20 protein-coding genes and 1 riboswitch are annotated in these 19,655 nt (G+C 60.4%); of the genes, 7 read left to right on the top strand and 13 right to left on the bottom strand.

Annotated features, from left to right (window positions below; translation table 11 throughout):
- Window positions 1–28 precede the first annotated feature (28 nt).
- Genes KGB27_RS23665 through cobO form a run of 6 tightly spaced genes read right to left on the bottom strand, consistent with a single transcriptional unit; the run spans window position 29 to window position 6,004 of the window.
- Entirely contained in the window at window positions 29–1,480 is a 1,452-nt protein-coding gene (locus KGB27_RS23665; RefSeq protein WP_223556537.1) for a cobyric acid synthase, read from the bottom strand.
- The gene (cobD, locus tag KGB27_RS23660; protein WP_223556534.1) at window positions 1,477–2,469 is read right to left on the bottom strand and encodes a threonine-phosphate decarboxylase CobD; all 993 of its coding nucleotides are present in this window, start codon (window positions 2,467–2,469) and stop codon (window positions 1,477–1,479) included. Before cobD ends, KGB27_RS23665 begins: the two co-directional genes overlap by 4 nt.
- Complete coding sequence (gene cbiB, locus KGB27_RS23655) at window positions 2,462–3,370, bottom strand: adenosylcobinamide-phosphate synthase CbiB (protein ID WP_008033562.1); 909 nt, start codon at window positions 3,368–3,370, stop codon at window positions 2,462–2,464. The genes cobD and cbiB overlap by 8 nt, the downstream gene beginning before the upstream one ends.
- On the bottom strand, window positions 3,367–4,017 hold the full coding sequence (gene bluB, locus KGB27_RS23650; protein WP_223556532.1) for a 5,6-dimethylbenzimidazole synthase: 651 nt from the start codon (window positions 4,015–4,017) through the stop codon (window positions 3,367–3,369). The genes cbiB and bluB overlap by 4 nt, the downstream gene beginning before the upstream one ends.
- On the bottom strand, window positions 4,014–5,396 hold the full coding sequence (locus KGB27_RS23645) for a cobyrinate a,c-diamide synthase (RefSeq protein ID WP_223556530.1): 1,383 nt from the start codon (window positions 5,394–5,396) through the stop codon (window positions 4,014–4,016). Before KGB27_RS23645 ends, bluB begins: the two co-directional genes overlap by 4 nt.
- Window positions 5,393–6,004, bottom strand: a complete 612-nt coding sequence (cobO, locus tag KGB27_RS23640) for a cob(I)yrinic acid a,c-diamide adenosyltransferase (protein WP_223556528.1) — start codon at window positions 6,002–6,004, stop codon at window positions 5,393–5,395. Before cobO ends, KGB27_RS23645 begins: the two co-directional genes overlap by 4 nt.
- An 80-nt stretch (window positions 6,005–6,084) precedes the next feature.
- Window positions 6,085–6,320: riboswitch (cobalamin riboswitch) on the bottom strand.
- Window positions 6,321–6,474: 154 nt separating this feature from the next.
- Here cobO and KGB27_RS23635 point away from each other — a divergent pair.
- Together KGB27_RS23635 and KGB27_RS23630 are read left to right on the top strand one after the other, a co-directional pair.
- The gene (locus KGB27_RS23635) at window positions 6,475–7,059 is read left to right on the top strand and encodes a hypothetical protein (protein ID WP_223556526.1); all 585 of its coding nucleotides are present in this window, start codon (window positions 6,475–6,477) and stop codon (window positions 7,057–7,059) included.
- Between the two features lie 68 nt (window positions 7,060–7,127).
- Window positions 7,128–8,441: a PQQ-dependent sugar dehydrogenase gene (locus tag KGB27_RS23630; protein ID WP_008039214.1), complete on the top strand. Its 1,314-nt coding sequence runs from the start codon at window positions 7,128–7,130 to the stop codon at window positions 8,439–8,441.
- 119 nt (window positions 8,442–8,560) lie between these two features.
- Here the strand turns inward: KGB27_RS23630 and KGB27_RS23625 are convergent, their stop codons facing one another.
- The 6 genes from KGB27_RS23625 to KGB27_RS23600 all read right to left on the bottom strand — a co-directional run bounded on the left by KGB27_RS23625 (window position 8,561) and on the right by KGB27_RS23600 (window position 13,932).
- A complete protein-coding gene (locus KGB27_RS23625; protein ID WP_223556525.1) occupies window positions 8,561–9,214 on the bottom strand; it encodes a class I SAM-dependent methyltransferase in 654 nt (217 codons plus the stop codon).
- A 15-nt stretch (window positions 9,215–9,229) separates the two neighbouring features.
- Entirely contained in the window at window positions 9,230–9,766 is a 537-nt protein-coding gene (locus tag KGB27_RS23620) for a C40 family peptidase (protein WP_008033547.1), read from the bottom strand.
- A 220-nt stretch (window positions 9,767–9,986) separates the two neighbouring features.
- Window positions 9,987–10,613: a C40 family peptidase gene (locus KGB27_RS23615; RefSeq protein ID WP_008033546.1), complete on the bottom strand. Its 627-nt coding sequence runs from the start codon at window positions 10,611–10,613 to the stop codon at window positions 9,987–9,989.
- A 213-nt stretch (window positions 10,614–10,826) separates the two neighbouring features.
- Window positions 10,827–11,531, bottom strand: a complete 705-nt coding sequence (gene hda, locus KGB27_RS23610) for a DnaA regulatory inactivator Hda (RefSeq protein ID WP_008033543.1) — start codon at window positions 11,529–11,531, stop codon at window positions 10,827–10,829.
- A 230-nt stretch (window positions 11,532–11,761) separates the two neighbouring features.
- Window positions 11,762–12,835 carry an AI-2E family transporter gene (locus tag KGB27_RS23605; RefSeq protein WP_008033540.1) on the bottom strand — a complete coding sequence of 358 codons (1,074 nt, stop codon included), beginning with the start codon at window positions 12,833–12,835 and terminating at the stop codon, window positions 11,762–11,764.
- Window positions 12,836–12,873: 38 nt separating this feature from the next.
- The gene (locus KGB27_RS23600; RefSeq protein WP_223480855.1) at window positions 12,874–13,932 is read right to left on the bottom strand and encodes a DUF2066 domain-containing protein; all 1,059 of its coding nucleotides are present in this window, start codon (window positions 13,930–13,932) and stop codon (window positions 12,874–12,876) included.
- 385 nt (window positions 13,933–14,317) lie between these two features.
- Between KGB27_RS23600 and purM the strand changes: the two genes are divergently transcribed.
- From purM to KGB27_RS23585, 3 genes are read left to right on the top strand one after another with little or no spacing between them, the layout of a single operon-like run.
- The gene (gene purM / locus KGB27_RS23595; RefSeq protein ID WP_008033526.1) at window positions 14,318–15,376 is read left to right on the top strand and encodes a phosphoribosylformylglycinamidine cyclo-ligase; all 1,059 of its coding nucleotides are present in this window, start codon (window positions 14,318–14,320) and stop codon (window positions 15,374–15,376) included.
- Window positions 15,376–16,026 carry a phosphoribosylglycinamide formyltransferase gene (purN, locus tag KGB27_RS23590; RefSeq protein ID WP_008039219.1) on the top strand — a complete coding sequence of 217 codons (651 nt, stop codon included), beginning with the start codon at window positions 15,376–15,378 and terminating at the stop codon, window positions 16,024–16,026. Before purM ends, purN begins: the two co-directional genes overlap by 1 nt.
- An 8-nt stretch (window positions 16,027–16,034) precedes the next feature.
- On the top strand, window positions 16,035–16,748 hold the full coding sequence (locus tag KGB27_RS23585; protein ID WP_008039220.1) for a DUF3108 domain-containing protein: 714 nt from the start codon (window positions 16,035–16,037) through the stop codon (window positions 16,746–16,748).
- A gap of 59 nt (window positions 16,749–16,807) precedes the next feature.
- On the opposite strand, the gene KGB27_RS23580 is transcribed toward KGB27_RS23585, so the two are convergent.
- Window positions 16,808–18,076, bottom strand: a complete 1,269-nt coding sequence (locus KGB27_RS23580; RefSeq protein ID WP_223556523.1) for a hypothetical protein — start codon at window positions 18,074–18,076, stop codon at window positions 16,808–16,810.
- A gap of 142 nt (window positions 18,077–18,218) precedes the next feature.
- Between KGB27_RS23580 and KGB27_RS23575 the strand changes: the two genes are divergently transcribed.
- Window positions 18,219–18,635: an OsmC family protein gene (locus KGB27_RS23575; RefSeq protein ID WP_223480857.1), complete on the top strand. Its 417-nt coding sequence runs from the start codon at window positions 18,219–18,221 to the stop codon at window positions 18,633–18,635.
- Between the two features lie 61 nt (window positions 18,636–18,696).
- The gene (locus KGB27_RS23570; RefSeq protein WP_223436675.1) at window positions 18,697–19,557 is read left to right on the top strand and encodes a pirin family protein; all 861 of its coding nucleotides are present in this window, start codon (window positions 18,697–18,699) and stop codon (window positions 19,555–19,557) included.
- The last annotated feature ends 98 nt before the right edge of the window (window positions 19,558–19,655 follow it).

Raw genomic sequence — 19,655 nt, 5'->3', positions numbered from 1 at the left:
TGCCCGCGAAGGGGCCAGAACAGCCACCTCAAATCCCGCAGAGCTCACGCAACAGTCGGGTATCCAGATGCTTCTCCACCAGATCAGCCAACCGCTCGATATCTCGCTCACGCAGCGCGTGGTAATCCACTTCCTGCACATCCTGCAAACCCGCCCAGCGCAACAGCGCACTGCACGCCGCCGGCGATTCAAACAGGCCATGCAGGTAGGTACCGAAAATCTGCCCGTCGCCACTTTGCGCGCCATCGCAACGGCCATCGTCCAGCTGCACGGCGGCATTTTCCAATGCCGGGCCGGTGGTGACGCCGGCATGAATTTCGTAGCCGCTGACCGGCGCATCTTCCAGCGCCAGACGCCCGCGCACATTGCGCAACTGCTTCTCTTCTTCCAGTTGCGTTTCGAACGCCAGCAGCCCCAAACCGGCGCTGGAGCCCGGCTCACCTTCAAGGCCCAACGGATCGTGCACCTGCTCGCCGAGCATTTGCAGGCCGCCGCAAATACCCAGGACTTTTCCGCCGTAGCGCAGATGGCGGGCGATGGCGGTTTCCCAGCCGTTGGCGCGCAGATACGCAAGATCGCTGCGCACGCTTTTCGAGCCAGGAAGAATGATCAGGTCGGCGGGCGGAATCGCCTGGCCGGGGCCGATGAATTGCAGGTCGACTTGCGGGTGCAGGCGCAGCGGATCGAAGTCGGTGTGGTTGCTGATGCGCGGCAACACCGGCACCACCACTTTGAGCACTTGATCAGCCTTGTCGGTCTGGCGTTGATCGATGCCGTCCTCGGCTTCCAGGTGCAGGTCCATCACGTACGGCAGAACGCCAATCACCGGTTTGCCGGTGCGTGCTTCCAGCCAGTCGAGGCCCGGTTGCAGCAGCGCAATGTCGCCGCGAAAACGGTTGATAATGAAGCCTTTGACCCGTGCCTGCTCGCTCGGCGACAGCAGTTCCAGGGTGCCTACCAGATGCGCGAACACCCCACCGCGATTGATGTCGGCGATCAATACAACTGGGCAATCCACTGCCTCGGCGAACCCCATGTTGGCGATGTCGCCGGCGCGCAGATTGATCTCGGCCGGCGAGCCTGCGCCTTCGACCATGACCACTGGATACGCCGCGCTCAGCCGCGCATGGGAGGCCAGCACTGCTTGCATGGCGATGGCTTTGTAGTCGTGATAGGCGACCGCGTTCATGGTCGTGACGGCGCGCCCATGGATGATCACCTGGGCACCGGTGTCGCTGTTGGGTTTGAGCAATACCGGGTTCATGTCGGTGTGCGGTTCGAGGTTGGCGGCCTGAGCCTGCACGGCTTGCGCGCGGCCGATCTCGCCACCGTCAGCAGTCACGGCGCTGTTGAGCGCCATGTTCTGCGGTTTGAACGGCACCACGCGCACGCCCTGCCGCGTAACCCAGCGACACAACGCCGTCACCAGCGTGCTTTTACCGGCGTCCGATGTAGTGCCTTGCACCATCAGCGTAGTCATCGGCTTTCCTTGGCGTAATCTGTAAACGCTTGCGCGAGACGGGTCCAGTCGGCTTCTTCGCCGGGCAGGCCGAAACGCAGGCTGCTGTTGTGGGTGAACAACCGCAGCAGGATGCCGCGCCGGGCCATGAACTCATGCAACTCTTCGGCGCACTCGGTCACCAGCCATTGAAACAACGCGCAACCGCCCTGAGGTTTGAAGCCGTGTTCTTCAAGCAACAGCGCCAGCCGTTTGCTGGCTTCTTCGGTACGCAGACGTTGTCTGGCGTGGCCTTCGGCATCCTTCAGGCAGGCTTGCCCCAACACGCGGGTCGGCCCGCTGACGGCCCAGGGGCCGACTTGTTCGGCGAGCAACCTGAGCAACTTGCGCTCCGCCAGTACGAAGCCCAAGCGCACCCCGGCCAGACCAAAAAACTTGCCGAAGGAACGCAGCACGATCAAGCCCACCATATGGGCACATGGCGCCAGACTCAGCTGCGGCGTGTTGTCCATGAAGGCTTCGTCGACCACCAGCCAGCCGCCGCGCTGCGCCAGCCTGGAATGCCAGTCGAGCAGACGACTCGGGGTCAGGCTCAAACCCGTCGGATTGTTCGGATTGACCACCACCAGCACATCGAGACTGTCGAGGAAGAAATCGACTTCCTGCTCCAGCACTTCTCGCACGATGTAACCGTTGCGACGCCAGGCTTCGGCGTGCTCGGCGTAACACGGCGACAGCACGCCAACCTTGCCGTCCCGCCGCAAACGCGGCAGCAACTGGATCGCCATTTGCGAACCGGCCACCGGCAACACCTGCGCGGTGCCGTAATAATCACAGGCGGCCTGCTCCAGACCGTCATCGTTTTCCGGTAACCGCGCCCAGGCGCGCAACGGAATGTCCGGGACTGGAAACGGCCAGGGCGCGAGGCCGCTGGACAGGTCAAGCCAATCGGCTTCGGCGATACCGTATTCGAGCGCGGCCTTGCGCAACCGTCCACCGTGTTCAAGCATAGAATTCAGCTCCCACGCAGAGAATCAGCAGCCATAACCATACCCCGCGCTGGACCAATTGCCAGCCACGGTCAATGGAGTCGGCGTCCGCCGGCACGCCTTCGCCCAGCTGCGGACGCTGATGCAACTCGCCGTGATAAATCGCCGCCCCGCCCAACTCGACACCCAGCGCACCCGCCCCCGCAGCCATCACCGGCCCGGCGTTCGGGCTGTCCCAGGTCGGGCCCTGGGTGCGCCAGCATTTCAGTGCAAGTCGGGTTTTGCCCAGCAGCGCGTAGGTCAATGCCACCAGCCGCGCCGGAATGTAGTTGAGTACGTCGTCGATTTTCGCCGCCGCCCAGCCAAACCGTTCGAAGCGTTCGTTGCGATAGCCCCACATCGCATCCAGCGTATTGCTCAATCGGTAGAGCACCACGCCCGGCGCACCGGCCACGGCAAACCAGAACAGCGCAGCAAACACCGCGTCGCTGCCGTTCTCCAGCACCGATTCGGTAGCGGCGCGGGCCACTTCGGTTTGATCCAGTTCGCTGGTCTGGCGACTGACCAGATAGCCAACGCGTGTGCGCGCCTCCTCCAGATCATCACTGCGCAGGGCCTTGGCGACCGGCTCGACGTGTTCACCGAGACTGCGCAGGCCGAGGGCGCAATAGAGCGCGAGAATTTCAACGATCCAGCCAACGTAAGGCGCCCAGGAAAACGCCGTGGCCAGCAAGGTCAGCGGCAACACCGCAATCACCCATGCCGTGACACCGTGGCTGCGCCAGCCGCGCCCGCCACCATTGAAACGTTGCTCGATGCGGTCGGCAAAACGGCCGAACGCCACCAGCGGATGCCAGCGTTTGGGTTCACCCAGCAGCGCATCCAGCGCAACCGCGGCGACACTCAACAACGCCACACTCATTGACTCACTCCCCAATAATTTTCGTACAGCATTTCACTGAGCGGGCGCGCTTGCGCCCAGCCTTCGAGTACCAGCATCGGCGCCGGATAGAATTCCTTGACCGGGCCCAGGCAAAGAACAGCCAAAGGCTTGGCCCCTGCGGGCAAACCCAGCAGGTCGGCCAGGGCTTGCGGCTCGAACAAAGAGACCCAGCCCATGCCGAGTCCTTCGGCACGGGACGCCAGCCACAGGTTCTGGATCGCGCAGGACAACGACGCCATGTCCATTTCCGGCAAGGTGCGACGGCCAAAGATGTGCCGCTCGCGATCGTCCATCAGCGCAGCGACCAGCACCTCGGCGCAGTCGTTGATGCCTTCGACTTTCAGCTTCATGAATTCGTCGGTGCGCTCGCCGAGGGCTTCGGCGGTGCGCATGCGCTCCTCTTCCACCAGCAACTGGATCTTGCTGCGCAGGGCCCGGTCACTGATGCGGATGAACCGCCAGGGCTGCATCAGGCCGACGCTTGGCGCCTGGTGCGCGGCGTCGAGCAGGCGCCGGAGCAACTCGGGTTCGACAGTGCCGCCGCTGAAGTGGCGCATGTCGCGGCGTTCGGCGATGGCTCGGTAGACCGCTTCGCGTTCGGCTTCCGAAAAGGCGTTGTCGGTCATGGCCTCTTCGCTGGCAAGCCAGCTCCTACAGGGGTTAGGTGATCAACTGTAGGAGCTGGCTTGCCAGCGATGGCGGCCTCCCGGTCAGGCGCAAACAACGCGGCAATCGCGGTCGGATTCGACGGAAAATAAAAATGCACATAAGAAGCGGTCATCCGCCCCTCACGATAAACCGCCTCCGCCCCACGCCCGCCATTCGGACTCAGGCCACGGGCAATCGGCTCAAGTTCGGTACTGGTCAACGAATGGTGATAGGTGTGCCCGCGCAGCGAACCTTCCGGCAAGTCAACCGCCTGCAACGCCAGCGCCGCCAATCGTTTCTGCATCACAGCATCACCAGTCAGCAAACCAACCAGCTCCGCCCGCGTGCCTTCGACATCGGTCAGCGAATCGAGCAAATACAACATGCCGCCACACTCGGCCAGCAAGGGTTTACCCGCCGCGTGATGAGCGCGGATGGCGTTGAGCATTTGAGTATTCCGAGACAGCGCCACATGGTGCAATTCCGGGTAGCCGCCCGGCAGATAGAGGCTGTCAGCCTCCGGTAATTGCGTGTCGCGGATCGGCGAGAAGAATGACAATTCGGCGCCCATGGCCCGGAGCAAATCCAGGCTCGCACCGTAGGTGAAAGCGAACGCCTCATCACGGGCCACGGCGATTCGGACACCGGCCAGCAACGGCTCGGCGGCGATCACTTCTGGAGCGGCGAATTCCACAGGCGGCGGCAGCGTAACGTCGCAGCTGTTGGCCAGAGATTCGGCCGCCGCATCGAGGCGCAGGTCGAGGTCATTCAGCTCGCTGGCTTGCACCAGACCAAGATGCCGACTCGGCAGCTCGATCCCGGTTTCCCGGGACAACGCGCCGTACCAGCGCAAGCCTTCGGTCAGGCTGCCTTCGAGCAATTGCGCATGGCGCAAGGTGCCCACGCGGTTGGCCAGCACGCCGGCGAACGGCAAGTCCGGCTGATACTTCGCCAGCCCCAGCGCCAGCGCACCAAAGGTCTGCGCCATCGCCGTGCCGTCGATCACCCCGAGCACCGGCACACCAAAGTGCCGCGCCAGATCGGCGCTGGACGGCGTGCCGTCGAACAGGCCCATGACACCTTCGATCAGGATCAGATCCGCTTCACCGGCGGCTTCCCACAACAGTCGACGACTTTCCTGTTCGCCGACCATCCACATGTCCAGCTGATACACCGGCGCACCGCTGGCGCGCTCGAGAATCATCGGGTCGAGAAAGTCCGGGCCGCATTTGAACACGCGCACCTTGCGACCCTGATTGCGATGCAAACGGGCCAGCGCGGCGGTGACGGTGGTCTTGCCCTGACCGGAGGCCGGCGCGGCAATCAAGACCGCCGGGCAATGACGTGGTTGATTCACAGCTCGACGCCTTTTTGCGCTTTGATCCCGGCCTGAAAGGCGTGCTTGATGACACCCATTTCAGTGACCGTGTCAGCCAGCTCGATCATTTCCGGCTTGGCGCCGCGACCCGTGACGACCACGTGTTGCATCGGCGGACGCGCCTGCAAGTCGCTGAGCACCTGATCAAGGTCGAGGTAGCCGTGCTTGAGGGCGATGTTCAGTTCATCGAGCACCACCAGGCCAATCGACGGATCGCGCAACAGCTCGCGGGACACTTCCCACGCGGCTTCGGCGACGGCGATGTCACGCTGGCGGTCCTGGGTTTCCCAGGTAAAGCCCTCGCCCATCACATGAAAACGCACCTGCTCCGGGAAGCATCGGAAGAACAACTCTTCGCCCGTGCTGCTGCGCCCCTTGATGAACTGCACCACGCCGCACTGCATGCCGTGGCCCATCGAGCGGGCGAGCATGCCGAAGGCCGAGCTGCTTTTGCCCTTGCCGTTGCCGGTCAGCACCAGCAGCAGGCCGCATTCATTCGGGGAATTGGCGATGCGTTCGTCGATCACGGCTTTTTTGCGCAGCATGCGCGCCAGATGGCGTTCGTCACGATCGGGAGTATCAGTCATGGGGGAGCTCTCCGTTGAGGCTGGATAACGGCGGGCAGGCACAAGAATAGACGGCAAGAAGCCTGGCATCGCCCACCGTGATGCCGCTGAATGGATCAGGCCGGTCTCCGGGCTCATGAGCGGCGTTTCGCCTGACTGCGCGCCTTCCCATATCGACATTCGACACAGTGGCTCAAGGCGCAGCCTTCACTCATTTACCGTTGCGGGGGCAGCGCCGGGATCGTGGTTGTTCATAAATTGAACGAGCGCACACACCGGCTTCCCTGTTTCACTCTGTCGACCGACGCCACAGAGCACCTGAAACAAGCCGCGAAGGTTAGAGGGTTGGGGGTGGAGCGTCAATTAAAGCCGGGAGACCGCCGGGCGAATAACTGCCGTCGATCAATAAAATGACGCCAATCTTGTGCCACACTCTCAGCAGTGATATCAAAGCGCCACAACCTGACAACACAATAACAAGGGTGAGCCACATGCAAGGCATGACCATCAGCAATCCGAAGCTGGAATTCCTGCGCCCGGTGCTGGAGCGCTGGTTTGACTGTATCGACCGCTACAACGCGGTGCGCGGCGATAACGACACGCCTTACTGGTACGACGAAAAAGCCAACCTCGGCTTGCTCTCGGCTGCCGCGTGGATGGCGGAAATGGTCACGCTGCAGAACACACCCACCCGCAAACAAAACGAGGAAGGCGAACGCAACGCCCGCGCCGACCTGTTCATCTCCAGCAGCGAAGAACGCGCCTACCTCCAGGCCACTCAGCGCTGGCCACGGGTCAACAGCTTGAACCTGACGCAGGCCCTGGCCGATATCACCAGCGACGCCAAGCGCATCAGCTACGCCAGCGACCTGAAACTCGGCTGCCTGTTCGTCGCCCCGCAAAAGGCCCAGCACGGCGCCACGCCGGAAGAACTCCAGGACATGGTCGACGACCTGCAAAAGGAACACAGCTGCGCGGTCGCCTGGTATTTCCCCTACGCCTACCGCAAGTTGCGCAACGAAGCGGGCAACTATCATCCCGGCATCGCCGTACTGTTCAAGGAAGCCCGCGGCTGACCGGTTGAACCATCGCGGGTTTGCACTTCTCTATTGATCAGGTCACTGCATTTATAGGGAAGATCAGCATGCACAAGCCCCTGCTCGTTCTCGTCATCGCCCTCACAGGAGGGCTCGCTGCCTGCAGCGAGACCTCCACCCTGCAAGTCTCCGACGGCACCGGCCCGTCCCCTCGACTGCCAGAACCGAACAAGACCCTGATCCCGACAGTCAACATCGCCCCGGCAATCGGCTGGCCGGACGGCGCGAAACCCACGGCAGCAACGGGAACGCAAGTGGCGGCATTTGCTGAAAACCTCGATCACCCGCGCTGGCTGTACGTGCTGCCGAACGGTGACGTGCTCGTCGCCGAAACCAATGCGCCGCCCAAACCCGATGATGGCAAAGGCGTTAGAGGCTGGGTCATGAAGAAAGTCATGGGCCGCGCCGGTGCCAGCGTCCCAAGCCCGAACCGGATCACGTTGCTGCGCGACAAAGACCACGACGGCATCGCCGAAACTCGCACGGTGTTTCTGGAAAACCTTAATTCGCCCTTCGGCATGACCCTGGTCGGCAATGACCTGTATGTCGCCGACACGGACCGCTTGCTGCGATTTCACTACCAGGACGGCACCACGACCATCAAGTCGCCGCCGATCAAAGTGGTTGATCTGCCGGGCGGCACGCTGAATCACCACTGGACCAAAAACGTGATCGCCAGCAAGGACGGCAGCAAGCTGTACGTCACGGTGGGTTCCAACAGCAACGTCGCCGAAAACGGCATGGATCAGGAAGAAGGTCGCGCGGCGATCTGGGAAGTGGATCGCGCCACCGGCAAGCATCGGATTTTCGCCTCGGGCCTGCGCAATCCCAACGGCATGGCCTGGGAACCGCGGAGCGGCGCGTTGTGGACGGCGGTCAACGAGCGAGATGAAATCGGCAGCGACCTGGTGCCGGACTACATCACCTCGGTCAAGGACGGCGGGTTCTATGGCTGGCCTTACAGCTACTACGGCCAGCACGTCGATATTCGCGTCGAGCCGCAAAACCCGGACCTGGTGGCTAAGGCCATTGCTCCGGACTACGCGGTCGGCCCGCATACCGCCTCACTGGGTCTGACGTTCGCTGAAGGCAACAGGCTGCCAGCGCAATTCAAGGAAGGCGTGTTCATTGGCCAGCATGGTTCATGGAACCGCAAGCCGCACAGTGGTTACAAAGTGATTTTCGTGCCGTTCAGTGCCGGCAAACCGAACGGAAGCCCGGTTGACGTGCTGACGGGCTTCCTCAATGACGAGGAAAAAGCCATGGGCCGGCCGGTGGGTGTGGTGATTGATCAGCAGGGTGATTTGCTGGTGGCGGATGATGTGGGGAATAAGGTGTGGCGGGTGTCGGCAACCCAGTAACTGCGCCACACACATACCCTGTAGGAGCAAGCTTGCTCGCGATAGCGGTGCATCAGGCAACATCAATGTTGGATGTACTGCCCTTATCGCGAGCAGGCTCGCTCCCACAGGGATCAGCGTTACCGCTTGCGGCAGAGGGTTAAACCATCGCCCAGCGGCAACAACGACAGATCCACACGCGAGTCATCCTTCAAGGCACAGTTGAGCGCCTGGATAGCGCGGGTGTCTACGCTTTCGGGATTCGGCTCCAGCACCCTCCCGCTCCACAGGGTGTTATCGAACACCGCCAGACCACCAACGCGCAGCAGACGCAACGCGTGCTCCAGGTAGGCCGGATAGTTGGCCTTGTCGGCATCAATGAAAATCAAATCGAATTGACCGGGTTGATCCAGCCGAGCCAGGGTTTCCAGCGCGGGCGCCAGGCGCAGGTCAATTCTTTCGGCAACGCCCGCTTCCTGCCAGTAACGGAGCGCCGTGGCGTTGTAGTCGCCGGGGATATCACAGCAAATCAACGAACCGTCATCCGGCAATGCCGCCGCCATGCACAACGCGCTGTAACCGGTGAAGGTGCCGACTTCCAGCAAACGCCTCGCGCCGGTGAGTTTCACCAGCAATGCGAGGAACTGCCCCTGCTCCGGCGCCACCTGCCAGCGCGCCATCGGCAGCGCCTGGGTTTCATCGCGCAAACGCTTGAGCAGCGGCGTTTCCCTAAGGGAAACGTCGAGCAGGTATTGATACAGGGAATCATCGAGATTGAGTGTGCGGGCGGTCATGACGACCTCTGCGAACTAGGGGTTACGCGCCAAATGCTCGGGTTGCAGAACACGCTTGGCGCTCAGGTAAGCTTTCTGCCAATACGCTTTGGACAAGCTGTCGAGCTTCACCGTGCCACCAGTGGCTGGCGCATGCACGAAACGGCCTTCGCCAACGTAGATCCCGGCATGGCTGACCTGGGAGCCGCCATTGGTGGCGAAGAAAACCAGGTCGCCGGTTTGCAAGCCTTCCTTGCCGACATTGGCTGCCTGCATGCTGATCATCTCGCGCGTGGTGCGTGGCAGGGAAATGCCCGTCACGTCACGGTAGACATAACCGATCAGGCCACTGCAATCGAACCCGGAATCTGGCGTATTGCCGCCCCAGCGATAAGGCGTGCCCACGAGGCCCAAGGCGCGAAACAACACGTCTTCCGCCTCAGGCGAAAAAGGTTGTGCGGAGCCGAAGACAATGGGTGCGCGAACCACCGGCGCAGGTGGCGGTGTGCGGCTGGCGCAGGCACTGAGCAGCGCTGCGAAGAACATGAGTGCGAGGCGGGCCGACATCGTCATAAGCAGAACATCCTGATCTGGCTGCGGCTTTTTCCACCGCAAAGGCAGAAAAGAAAACCGCCTGCGCAGGACGCAGGCGGTTTGCCATCAATAATAGATCAGGATTCTAGCGGGTACGCGGCAAACTTCAAGTAAGACTTTAAGTTCGCCTTACAAACTGTCCGCCTACTCTGTTGCAGAGAGGCCGTTGCCGCCACTGATGTGGCGACAGACTAGACAATTACTTGCGTGCCGTGACCACGGTCGGGGCCATCGCGAGTGCGCGCTTGGCTTCGATGAAGGTTTTGCTCCAGTAGCTGTCGCCCAGACTATCGACCCGGACACCACCGCTTTTGCGGCTGCTGGAGTGGATGAACTGGTTGTCACCCAGGTAGATCCCGGCGTGACTGACACGACCGCGGCGACCATTGGTGGCGAAGAACAGCAGATCGCCCGGCTTGAGCGCGCTACGGGAAACCAGTGGCGCGTCAACGTTGATCATTTCGCGAGTGGAACGCGGCAGGTTCATGCCGGCCTCTTCACGAAACAGGTAACCGATGAAGCCGCTGCAATCGAAGCCAGCCTCGGAGGTGCCGCCGAAACGGTAACGGGTACCGATCAGGGACATGCCACGCTCGAGGATGCTGTCGGCCAGAACCGGAAGCTGGTAGGACTTGCCGTCGGCGAAGTCTGCCAGTTCTTTATCGGTGGCCAGTTCTTCCTGGAAAAGAACGGAAGAAGATTGCGCGGTAACTGAATTTTTAACCTGCTGTTGTTGCTCTTGCTGGGACACTGGAGAGTGAGCAGCGCAACCGAACAACAGGGTGACGAGTGCGAGAGGCACGAGGGGTGCGAAGCGATTTAGCATGGGCACGACCGTGGCTGATAGTTGTAAAGAAGCCGAGACTATGCCCGCTATCAACCTCATTTGCAAATTCAATCGAACTTTATGTGACTTCTTGGTTTCGCGTTTACATCTAAGCGCTTAAGCCCCATTTAGACGCTCGCGCAGCCTGCCCCATGCAGGAAAGCGGATTTTGTGGCGCCTGAAATATGCCGCAACCCCTGAAAAACCTGGGCCTTACCAGCCCAACGTTTCTTTCAGGAACGGAATGGTCAGCTTGCGTTGAGCTTGAAGGGAGGCCTGATCGAGACGCTCAAGCAGCTCGAACAGCGCGCTCATGCTGCGAGTACCGCGAGTCAAAATAAAATGCCCGACTTCGTCGGTCAGGTGCAGGCCGCGACGGGATGCGCGCAGTTGCAAGGCACGCAATTTGTCTTCGTCGGACAGCGGACGCATCTGGAAGATCAGCGCCAGGGTCAGGCGGGATTTCAGGTCCGCCAGCTTCACCGGCAATTCACGCGGCGAGGTCGATGCCGCAATCAGCAAACGCCGACCGCTGTCACGCAGGCGATTGAACAGATGGAACAACGCCTCTTCCCAATCCGCGCGCCCGGCAACCGCTTGCAAGTCGTCGAGGCAGACCAGTTCGTATTGTTCGAGGTTGTCGAGGATTTCGATACCGCGATCCAGCAGCTCGGCCAACGGCAAGTACACCGCTGGCTCCCCCAACTGTTCAAAGCGCAGACAGGCCGCCTGCAGCAGATGCGTACGCCCTACCCCGTCCTTGCCCCAGAGATAAATCAGGCTTTCAGTCCAGCCGGCGTCGGCTTCGCAAAGCCGCTCGACATAGCCGAGTGCAGCGGCATTGGCGCCTGGGTAGTAATTGATAAAGGTAGCGTCATCACGCAGACGCACACCTAGGGGCAGCTGAATCGGTTTCATGCTGACTGAACAGTTCCAAAGGAACCGTTAGTGGCCTCTGTGTAAAGTTTGCGAAGTTTATACCCGTGACGCTGACCGCACAATGCGACAGACCATAAGCAAAATCAAAGGTTTGCGTTATCGCACCGGTTTTATGACTGTTTCTTTGGCGGCGCATGTGACAGCCACGCAAGGGATACGGGCCAGCCTGGCACTGAACCAGGCCGCCCGCGACGGGCTATCAGCGAACCTTACAGCTCAGGTTCATCTACGCCACTGTAGATATCAGAATCTTTATACAAATCATGCACATGGCGCACCAGCACCATGATCACCGCCGCCACCGGGAGCGCCAGCAGCACGCCGGTAAAACCGAACAGTTCACCGCCTGCCAAAATCGCAAAGATCACCGCCACCGGATGCAGGCCGATCCGGTCGCCCACCAGCAACGGCGTCAGCACCATGCCTTCCAGCGCCTGGCCGACCATGAACACCGCAACGATGCCAATCATCGGGTACAGGTCGCCACCAAACTGGAACAGGCCGGCAATCAACGCCGCGCCAATCCCGATGACAAACCCCATGTACGGCACAATCGCCGCCAGACCGGCGATCATCCCGATCAGCAACCCCAGCTCGAGCCCTACCAGCATCAGGCCCGCCGAATAGATCACACCCAGCGCCACCATGACCAGCAGCTGCCCGCGTACGAACGCCCCCAGCACTTCATGGCATTCGCCGGCCAGAATCACGACGCGCTCTTCACGAGCGCGGGGTAACAGGCTGCGGATCTTGGCCATCATCACGTCCCAGTCCCGCAGCAGGTAAAAGCTCACCACCGGGATCAGCACCAGATTGGCCAGCCAACCGATCAACGCAAGGCCGGAAGCGGTCGCCTGACTCAACACCATGCCGACAATGTCGGTGGTCTGGCCCATGTGCTCGCTGATTGCCGCCTTGAGTTTGTCGAATTTCCAGAAACCATCCGATAACCCGAACTTCGATTGCGCCCACGGCAATGCAGTGTGCTGCAACCAGTCGAGCATCTGTGGCGCCAGCTCATACAAGCGAAACAACTGCTTGGCGAGCATCGGCACCAGCACCAGCAACAACGTGGTGAAAATCAAAGAGAACAACGCGAACACCGCCACCACGCCCCAGGTCCGCGAGAGCCCGGCCTTTTCCAGGCGATCCACCAGCGGGTCGAACAAGTAGGCCAACAACAGCGCCACCAGGAACGGCGTCAGAATCGGATGCAACAGCCAGATAAACGCGCAGAGCAGAACCACTCCACCCAACCAGAACCAACGCCGCGTATCGGCCATGTACCACTCCATATGCATCTATATAAAGAAAGAAAACCTTACCAACGGAAACGCAGTTGCGGCACCGGTGCAGGCGTTGGCGCAATAGCGGGCGCCGAACCCTGGACCACCGGCTGGACAGCCGCCGTCGGAGCCGGTGCCTCACCCGCCGGAACCTCCTGCAACTTCGCCAGCGACAACTGCGAGCGCAACTGCTCGGCGCTGCCATTGACCCGGTAGAGAATACGGTTCCCGTCAACACTTTGCAGACGCGCGCCAAACGGCTCAAGCAAACGCCCGAGCGTTGCATAGTGCTCCAGGTTCATGCCCTGCACTTCCAGCAATTGCTCACCCGAAGTACCTGGCTTGACCACAAACCGTGGCGCCAGACGCTGACTGACCGCCAGCAGCACCGCGTCAGCCACAGCGGCCTGATCCGCGCCCTGCACGCTGCCCGCCTCCTTCTGATCGCCCAGCCACAAATGCCATTTGGCCTGCCACTGACCGCCCTCTTCCCGGGCATGCACCGCCAGCAAGGCATCGGCGTTGTAACGCTCCGATGCACCGCGCAGTGGCGCTGCATCCGTACCTTCCAGATTCGGTGCAGTGGCGACCAATTGTTCACTCAAGTCCGCCAATGGCAGACGCAGCGGCAGACCACGATGTTGTGCGGCACGACGCAGCGGCGCAGCAGCGGCCTGACCATCACCGACCAGGCTCGAACCTTCTGCGGAATCATTCAACCACCAACCGAGGATCGACGGCCGGTTTGCCCCCCACAGCGACAGCCCGGCACGGCGCAACGCCTGTTCGGTCGAGGCCGGGTCGAAATCGACTTTCAGCACTTCCGGCGGGCCGGCGTCGAAGCCGTATTGACTGATGATCTGCTGCGGGTCCTTGCGGACGGCCGCCAACCCCGGACTTTGCGCCGCCTTGGGGTCTCCGGTCAGGCGCAATACCAGCGTGTCGAGCGCACGCTGGGTGGCTTGATCGCGCTCTTCAGGCGCCTGACTGGTGACTGGCTCGCGCACCTGATAAAGGCCTTTTACGGTTTCGGCATGACTCGCCAGGCTGACCAGGGACAAACAACCCACAAACAATGATCTGAAAAAACGCATGGAGGATTCCTGACGACAAGAGCGGCTGGAACTGACCGCATGAAGACAATCGAGCAAGGCTGTGACCATCGCCCGACGCAAAACATTCACACGTCCCGGTTAAGTTTTTCGCACTGCCATAACGATAGACGGTTAATCGCGATACCTTATACAGCCAAGCGGGAGACGACCAACACGGGCAATTACGGTTTTTTTGTATCGATATGCCCCTGCTGTCGGCCTGAGGATGGCCGCTGCCCCTCAAGCCTGATAAAATCGCGCGCCTTCGCAGACCGGCAACAGCCGGGCAGTGTCGGAATAGCGCGCATGGCACTTGCCTTCGTCTGTTCCGACAGTCCCACTGGACCCGGTCGTTACCCCTGAATCCCCCCTAAAGGCCTGGATCATGAGCAAGCAACCCTCCCTGAGCTACAAGGACGCCGGTGTAGACATCGACGCCGGTGAAGCATTGGTCGAACGCATCAAGAGCGTCGCCAAGCGCACTGCGCGCCCGGAAGTCATGGGCGGCCTGGGCGGTTTCGGCGCCCTCTGCGAAATCCCGGCCGGCTACAAGCAGCCTGTGCTGGTTTCCGGCACCGACGGCGTCGGCACCAAGCTGCGCCTGGCGCTGAACCTGAACAAACACGACAGCATCGGCATCGACCTGGTGGCCATGTGCGTGAACGACCTGGTCGTCTGCGGCGCCGAGCCGTTGTTCTTCCTCGACTACTACGCCACCGGCAAACTCAACGTCGAAACCGCGACCCAGGTCGTGACCGGTATCGGCGCAGGCTGCGAACTGTCCGGCTGCTCCCTGGTCGGCGGCGAAACCGCTGAAATGCCTGGCATGTACGAAGGCGAAGACTACGACCTGGCCGGTTTCTGCGTCGGCGTCGTGGAAAAATCCGAAATCATCGACGGTTCGAAAGTCGCTGCCGGCGATGCCCTGCTCGCCCTGCCGTCTTCCGGCCCGCACTCCAACGGCTACTCGCTGATCCGCAAGATCATCGAAGTCTCCGGTGCCGACATCGAAAACATCCAGCTCGACGGCAAACCGCTGACCGACCTGCTGATGGCCCCGACCCGCATCTACGTGAAGCCGCTGTTGAAGCTGATCAAGGAAACCGGCGCGGTCAAAGCCATGGCCCACATCACCGGTGGCGGCCTGCTGGACAACATCCCGCGTGTACTGCCAAAAGGCGCTCAAGCGGTAGTTGACGTGGCGAGCTGGAACCGCCCTGCCGTGTTCGACTGGCTGCAAGAGAAAGGCAACGTCGACGAAAACGAAATGCACCGCGTACTGAACTGCGGCGTCGGCATGGTGATCTGCGTGGCTCAAGAGCACGTTGAAACCGCGCTGAACGTTCTGCGTGAAGCTGGCGAGCAGCCTTGGGTCATTGGTCAGATCGCCACCGCTGCCGAAGGCGCGGCCCAGGTAGAACTAAAGAACCTCAAGGCTCATTAATGTCCGTCACCTGTGATGTGGTGGTGCTGCTGTCCGGCACCGGCAGTAACTTGCAGGCCTTGATCGACAGCACGCGGACCGGCGACAGCCCGGTCCGCATCGCTGCGGTGATATCCAACCGCGCCGACGCCTACGGCCTGCAACGCGCCAGGGACGCGGGTATCGACACCCGCTCCCTGGATCACAAGGCTTTCGAAGGCCGCGAAGCCTTCGATGCCGCGCTGATCGAACTGATCGACGCTTTCAATCCCAAACTCGTGGTCCTGGCCGGTTTCATGCGCATCCTCAGCGCTGATTTCGTGCGCCACTACGCGGGTCGCCTGCTCAACATCCATCCCTCGCTGCTGCCCAAATACAAAGGGTTACACACTCATCAGCGCGCGCTGGAGGCCGGCGATACTGAACACGGCTGTTCCGTGCACTTTGTCACCGAGGAACTCGATGGCGGACCACTGGTCGTACAGGCAGTAATACCGGTAGAGTTGCACGATTCGCCGCAGAGTCTGGCGCAGCGAGTTCATACCCAGGAACACCTGATCTACCCGATGGCCGTACGCTGGTTTGCAGAAGGTCGCTTATCACTCGGTGAACAAGGTGCTTTACTGGATGGCAAGTTACTCGCGGCCAGTGGCCACTTGATTCGAACCTAGGAGATTTTATGCGTCGCGCCCTGCTCTTCGCTTGCGCTCTGCTTGCCCTGCCTTTCGCGCAGGCTGCAGAACTTCAACCCTTCTCCGCCAGCTACACCGCCGACTGGAAGCAGCTGCCCATGAGCGGCACCGCCGAGCGCAGCCTGACCAAGGAAGCCAACGGCGTCTGGAAGCTCAGCTTCAAGGCATCGATGATGATTGCCAGCCTGACCGAAGAAAGCACCCTGACCCTGGACAAGGACACCCTGCTGCCACAGTCCTACCACTTTGAGCGCGGTGGCCTGGGCAAAGCCAAGAAGGCTGACCTGGATTTCGACTGGACCACCAAAATGGTCACCGGCACCGATCGCGGCGACGCGGTCAAGATCCCGCTCAACCGCGGCATGGTCGACAAATCCACTTACCAGTTGGCCCTGCAGCATGACGTGGCCGCCGGCAAGAAAAGCATGAGCTATCAGGTGGTCGATGATGGTGAAGTCGATACTTATGACTTCCGCGTGCTGGGTTCGGAAAAAGTCGACACCAAGGCTGGCCAGATCGACGCGATCAAGGTCGAGCGCGTGCGCGACCCGACACAAAGCAAGCGCATCACCGTGCTGTGGTTCGCCAAGGATTGGGATTACCTGCTGGTTCGCCTGCAACAGGTCGAGACCGACGGCAAGGAGTACAACATCATGCTCCTGGACGGCAAGGTCAACGGCAAGGCTGTCAAAGGCAGCTGATCCGGATTGATACGAAAGCCCCGCCAATGCGGGGCTTTTTTTTGCCCACTCGGGGCTAATCAGGTGATCAATCCGTAAAGCCAGGATGATGTAAGACGACTGTTATACGCAGCCGTTACCCAACGACCGACGGACTGGACCACGCAATCAGCAGAATTTCCGGGATGATACATGAACCCGTCCCATCCAAAAGTGGTGTCGGTAGCTCCGCTGGTTAAAAATCGAGTGCACACCAGGTCCGTTCCGTTCCCACCTACGACAGGCAACTTACCGTCCTTTTGCTCACTAATAGAACTCCATCTACCAAGGAACCGCTGTGTTATTACTACCGGATCCCCCCCATTGAAGCGCTGCTCAGGTTTGCCTTCGCTATCCAGCCCCACTAGCAACGCCCCAATGCCCGATTGTAAAGAAGTGCCACCAACGCAGCGAATGCGGTCATCCTGCAACACCAAGATATCCCAAAAGGAAAACTCTGAACCCTCCCTCTCGAAATACGCCAAACCGTCGACTCCGAAAGTTTTATCCAACATGCCGTCAGCACTAAACCGAGCGATGACGCTTTTTTGGCCAGTCATCCCTGCAACGATAATTTTCCCGCTACGCTGGATCGCAAGCCCCTTCATGGTGATAAAAGCGGGCGTTATGACTACACCTTTAGCTCCAAAGGTGGGATCTACCTCTCCATTGGCCAACAGCCTGACCAACACCGCTACATCGCTAACGCTCGCAGTGTATCGCGCAGCCACAATTATTTTTCCGTCCGGTAACAAACTTGCTTTCGAACCGGTTTTGAGAGAGTGCCATTCTGGAAAAAATTGGTATGTTTTTTGACCGAACACCAAATCCGGGCTTCCACTGGGATTAAAGCGGGTCAAGGCCAGATTGCCTGTAGAATATCCGATCATCAGGATTTTCTTGTCAGGTTGCAGCACTGCCTGATGCAGGAACGAACGCGCTGCCTGATCGAAACGCCCCCTCACCACCCCTCCAACGCCAAAGCCAGTGTCCAGCACTCCGTCCTCGCTTACTCGACAGAGACAGAACTCACCACTCGTATTATCAAAAGTCGCAAGCGTCAAAGACGTACCTCCTTCCAGCAGTGAAACCGATCGCCCTATGCCTGCTGGTGCCTGGAATTTACCGCCTATTGCAAAAGAGGGGTCGAGCTCACCGCTCGCCGCCACACCGGGTGTATCGCTATGCATTGCCATTGTTTCTCTCCTTGAACCGGAAAAAAGAACATCTTTCCTTGGGCAATAGCGCGCATAAAACTCGTTGAACTCTGCCCGTTGCAGAAAGGATTGCGTCCAGTCGAGTTGATTCAAACACGCTCAACGAAGCCCGACTACTGTCATAAATGACAGTTACCCCCCCCCGGCAAGAGTTTGGAAGGCATCTCAGAAGGAATGCTCTATACCTTCAAGGTCTTTTTTGATCGAATGACTTTTCCTACTGCCGAGGTTTCCCATGACCATTACCGTCAATACCATTTCCGCCGAAGGCTTCCGCCACAGCGTACAAATCGATGACCACGAACTCTTCGCCGATGTCCCGACATCGTCCGGTGGCGAAGGCTCGGCGCCTGAGCCGCACGACTATTTCGATGCAGCGCTCGGCGCATGCAAGGCCCTGACCCTGAAGCTCTACGCGAAGAAGAAAGGCATCCCGCTGACCGGCGTTGGCGTAGAGGTCAAGCGCGACAACAGCCAGGAGCAAAAAGGCAAATACGCCCTGCACGTCAAACTGACCCTCAAGGGCGTGCTCACCGACGCCCAGCGCGACGAACTGCATCGCGTGGCCGACCGATGCCCAGTGCACAAGCTGATGACCACCAGCGAAGTCAGCATCGAAACCCACCTCTGCGAAGGCGCGTTCAGCCAATAGCGGCAAGGCTTGGGCAAGCGGGTTATGCTCCACGCGTCACCCGCTCAGCCTGGAATGCACCATGAACACTCCGCTCGTGATTCGCCCCCGCGCCGAAGATGTCGAAGGCCAACCGATTCTTCGCCCGTTGCCGTCAGCCAAATGCCGCAGCGTCGGTCCTTTTGTGTTTTTCGACCACATGCTGGAAACCCGTTATCCAGCGGGCAAAGGCATGAACATCCGTCAGCACCCGCACATCGGCCTGTCGACCCTGACCTACTTGTTCGAAGGAAAAATCCAACACAAGGACAGCCTCGGTTCCGATCAGGTGGTGGAGGCCGGCGACGTCAGCTGGATGACCGCTGGCAGTGCCATTGCCCATGTCGAGCGCACGCCCGAAGCCCTGAAGGCCAGCGGTTTCACGATGCACGGTTTGCAGATCTGGCTGGCATCGCCCAAGGATCATGAGCAAGGCCCAGGGCACTACAGCCATCACCCGGCAGCCACGTTGCCGGTCAGCGATAACCTTGGGGTGAAGATCCGGATGATCGCCGGGTCAGGCTTTTGCCTGGAATCGCCGGTACCGGTGCTTTCTCCTACGCTGTACGCGGAACTGAACCTGCAAACAGCAACCACGCTGCTGATTCCCACCGAGCATGAAGAACGGGCGTTGTATGTGTTGAGCGGTGAGGCGCAGCTCGATGGCGAGCCGATAGAGCCGTATTCGCTAGTGGTGCTGCCCGCCGGAGAAGAAATGACGCTGTTCGCCGAGAGCGACTGTCATGCGGTGCTATTTGGCGGCGCGCCGCTGGATGGACCGCGACGGATCAACTGGAATTTTGTGTCGAGCGATCCGGCGGCTATCGACGAAGCGCGGCGACGCTGGGCGGCCGGGGATTGGCCGACGGTGCCGGGGGAAAGCGAGCGTATTGAGCTGCCTTGAGATTTGTGGCGTTATTGCCGCCGCCATCGCGAGCAGGCTCACTCCTACGGTAGACCGAGTCGCAATCACTGTTCCCACATTGGAATGCGGTCTACTGT

Origin of the sequence: Pseudomonas sp. BF-R-01 (assembly GCF_019946615.1) — a bacterium.
Lineage (GTDB): Bacteria > Pseudomonadota > Gammaproteobacteria > Pseudomonadales > Pseudomonadaceae > Aquipseudomonas > Aquipseudomonas migulae.
This window is presented reverse-complemented; position numbering and strand designations above follow the sequence as displayed.

What these genes read in the sequence shown, in the direction of transcription:
- KGB27_RS23620 (WP_008033547.1), bottom strand. Translation starts at nt 9,766, where the DNA reads ATGACGATGTCGGCCCGCCTCGCACTCATGTTCTTCGCAGCGCTGCTC.
- KGB27_RS23625 (WP_223556525.1), bottom strand. Translation starts at nt 9,214, where the DNA reads ATGACCGCCCGCACACTCAATCTCGATGATTCCCTGTATCAATACCTG.
- KGB27_RS23630 (WP_008039214.1), top strand. Translation starts at nt 7,128, where the DNA reads ATGCACAAGCCCCTGCTCGTTCTCGTCATCGCCCTCACAGGAGGGCTC.
- cobD (WP_223556534.1), bottom strand. Translation starts at nt 2,469, where the DNA reads ATGCTTGAACACGGTGGACGGTTGCGCAAGGCCGCGCTCGAATACGGT.
- purM (WP_008033526.1), top strand. Translation starts at nt 14,318, where the DNA reads ATGAGCAAGCAACCCTCCCTGAGCTACAAGGACGCCGGTGTAGACATC.
- KGB27_RS23575 (WP_223480857.1), top strand. Translation starts at nt 18,219, where the DNA reads ATGACCATTACCGTCAATACCATTTCCGCCGAAGGCTTCCGCCACAGC.
- purN (WP_008039219.1), top strand. Translation starts at nt 15,376, where the DNA reads ATGTCCGTCACCTGTGATGTGGTGGTGCTGCTGTCCGGCACCGGCAGT.
- KGB27_RS23635 (WP_223556526.1), top strand. Translation starts at nt 6,475, where the DNA reads ATGCAAGGCATGACCATCAGCAATCCGAAGCTGGAATTCCTGCGCCCG.
- KGB27_RS23665 (WP_223556537.1), bottom strand. Translation starts at nt 1,480, where the DNA reads ATGACTACGCTGATGGTGCAAGGCACTACATCGGACGCCGGTAAAAGC.
- KGB27_RS23585 (WP_008039220.1), top strand. Translation starts at nt 16,035, where the DNA reads ATGCGTCGCGCCCTGCTCTTCGCTTGCGCTCTGCTTGCCCTGCCTTTC.
- cbiB (WP_008033562.1), bottom strand. Translation starts at nt 3,370, where the DNA reads ATGAGTGTGGCGTTGTTGAGTGTCGCCGCGGTTGCGCTGGATGCGCTG.
- bluB (WP_223556532.1), bottom strand. Translation starts at nt 4,017, where the DNA reads ATGACCGACAACGCCTTTTCGGAAGCCGAACGCGAAGCGGTCTACCGA.
- cobO (WP_223556528.1), bottom strand. Translation starts at nt 6,004, where the DNA reads ATGACTGATACTCCCGATCGTGACGAACGCCATCTGGCGCGCATGCTG.
- hda (WP_008033543.1), bottom strand. Translation starts at nt 11,531, where the DNA reads ATGAAACCGATTCAGCTGCCCCTAGGTGTGCGTCTGCGTGATGACGCT.
- KGB27_RS23615 (WP_008033546.1), bottom strand. Translation starts at nt 10,613, where the DNA reads ATGCTAAATCGCTTCGCACCCCTCGTGCCTCTCGCACTCGTCACCCTG.
- KGB27_RS23600 (WP_223480855.1), bottom strand. Translation starts at nt 13,932, where the DNA reads ATGCGTTTTTTCAGATCATTGTTTGTGGGTTGTTTGTCCCTGGTCAGC.
- KGB27_RS23605 (WP_008033540.1), bottom strand. Translation starts at nt 12,835, where the DNA reads ATGGCCGATACGCGGCGTTGGTTCTGGTTGGGTGGAGTGGTTCTGCTC.
- KGB27_RS23570 (WP_223436675.1), top strand. Translation starts at nt 18,697, where the DNA reads ATGAACACTCCGCTCGTGATTCGCCCCCGCGCCGAAGATGTCGAAGGC.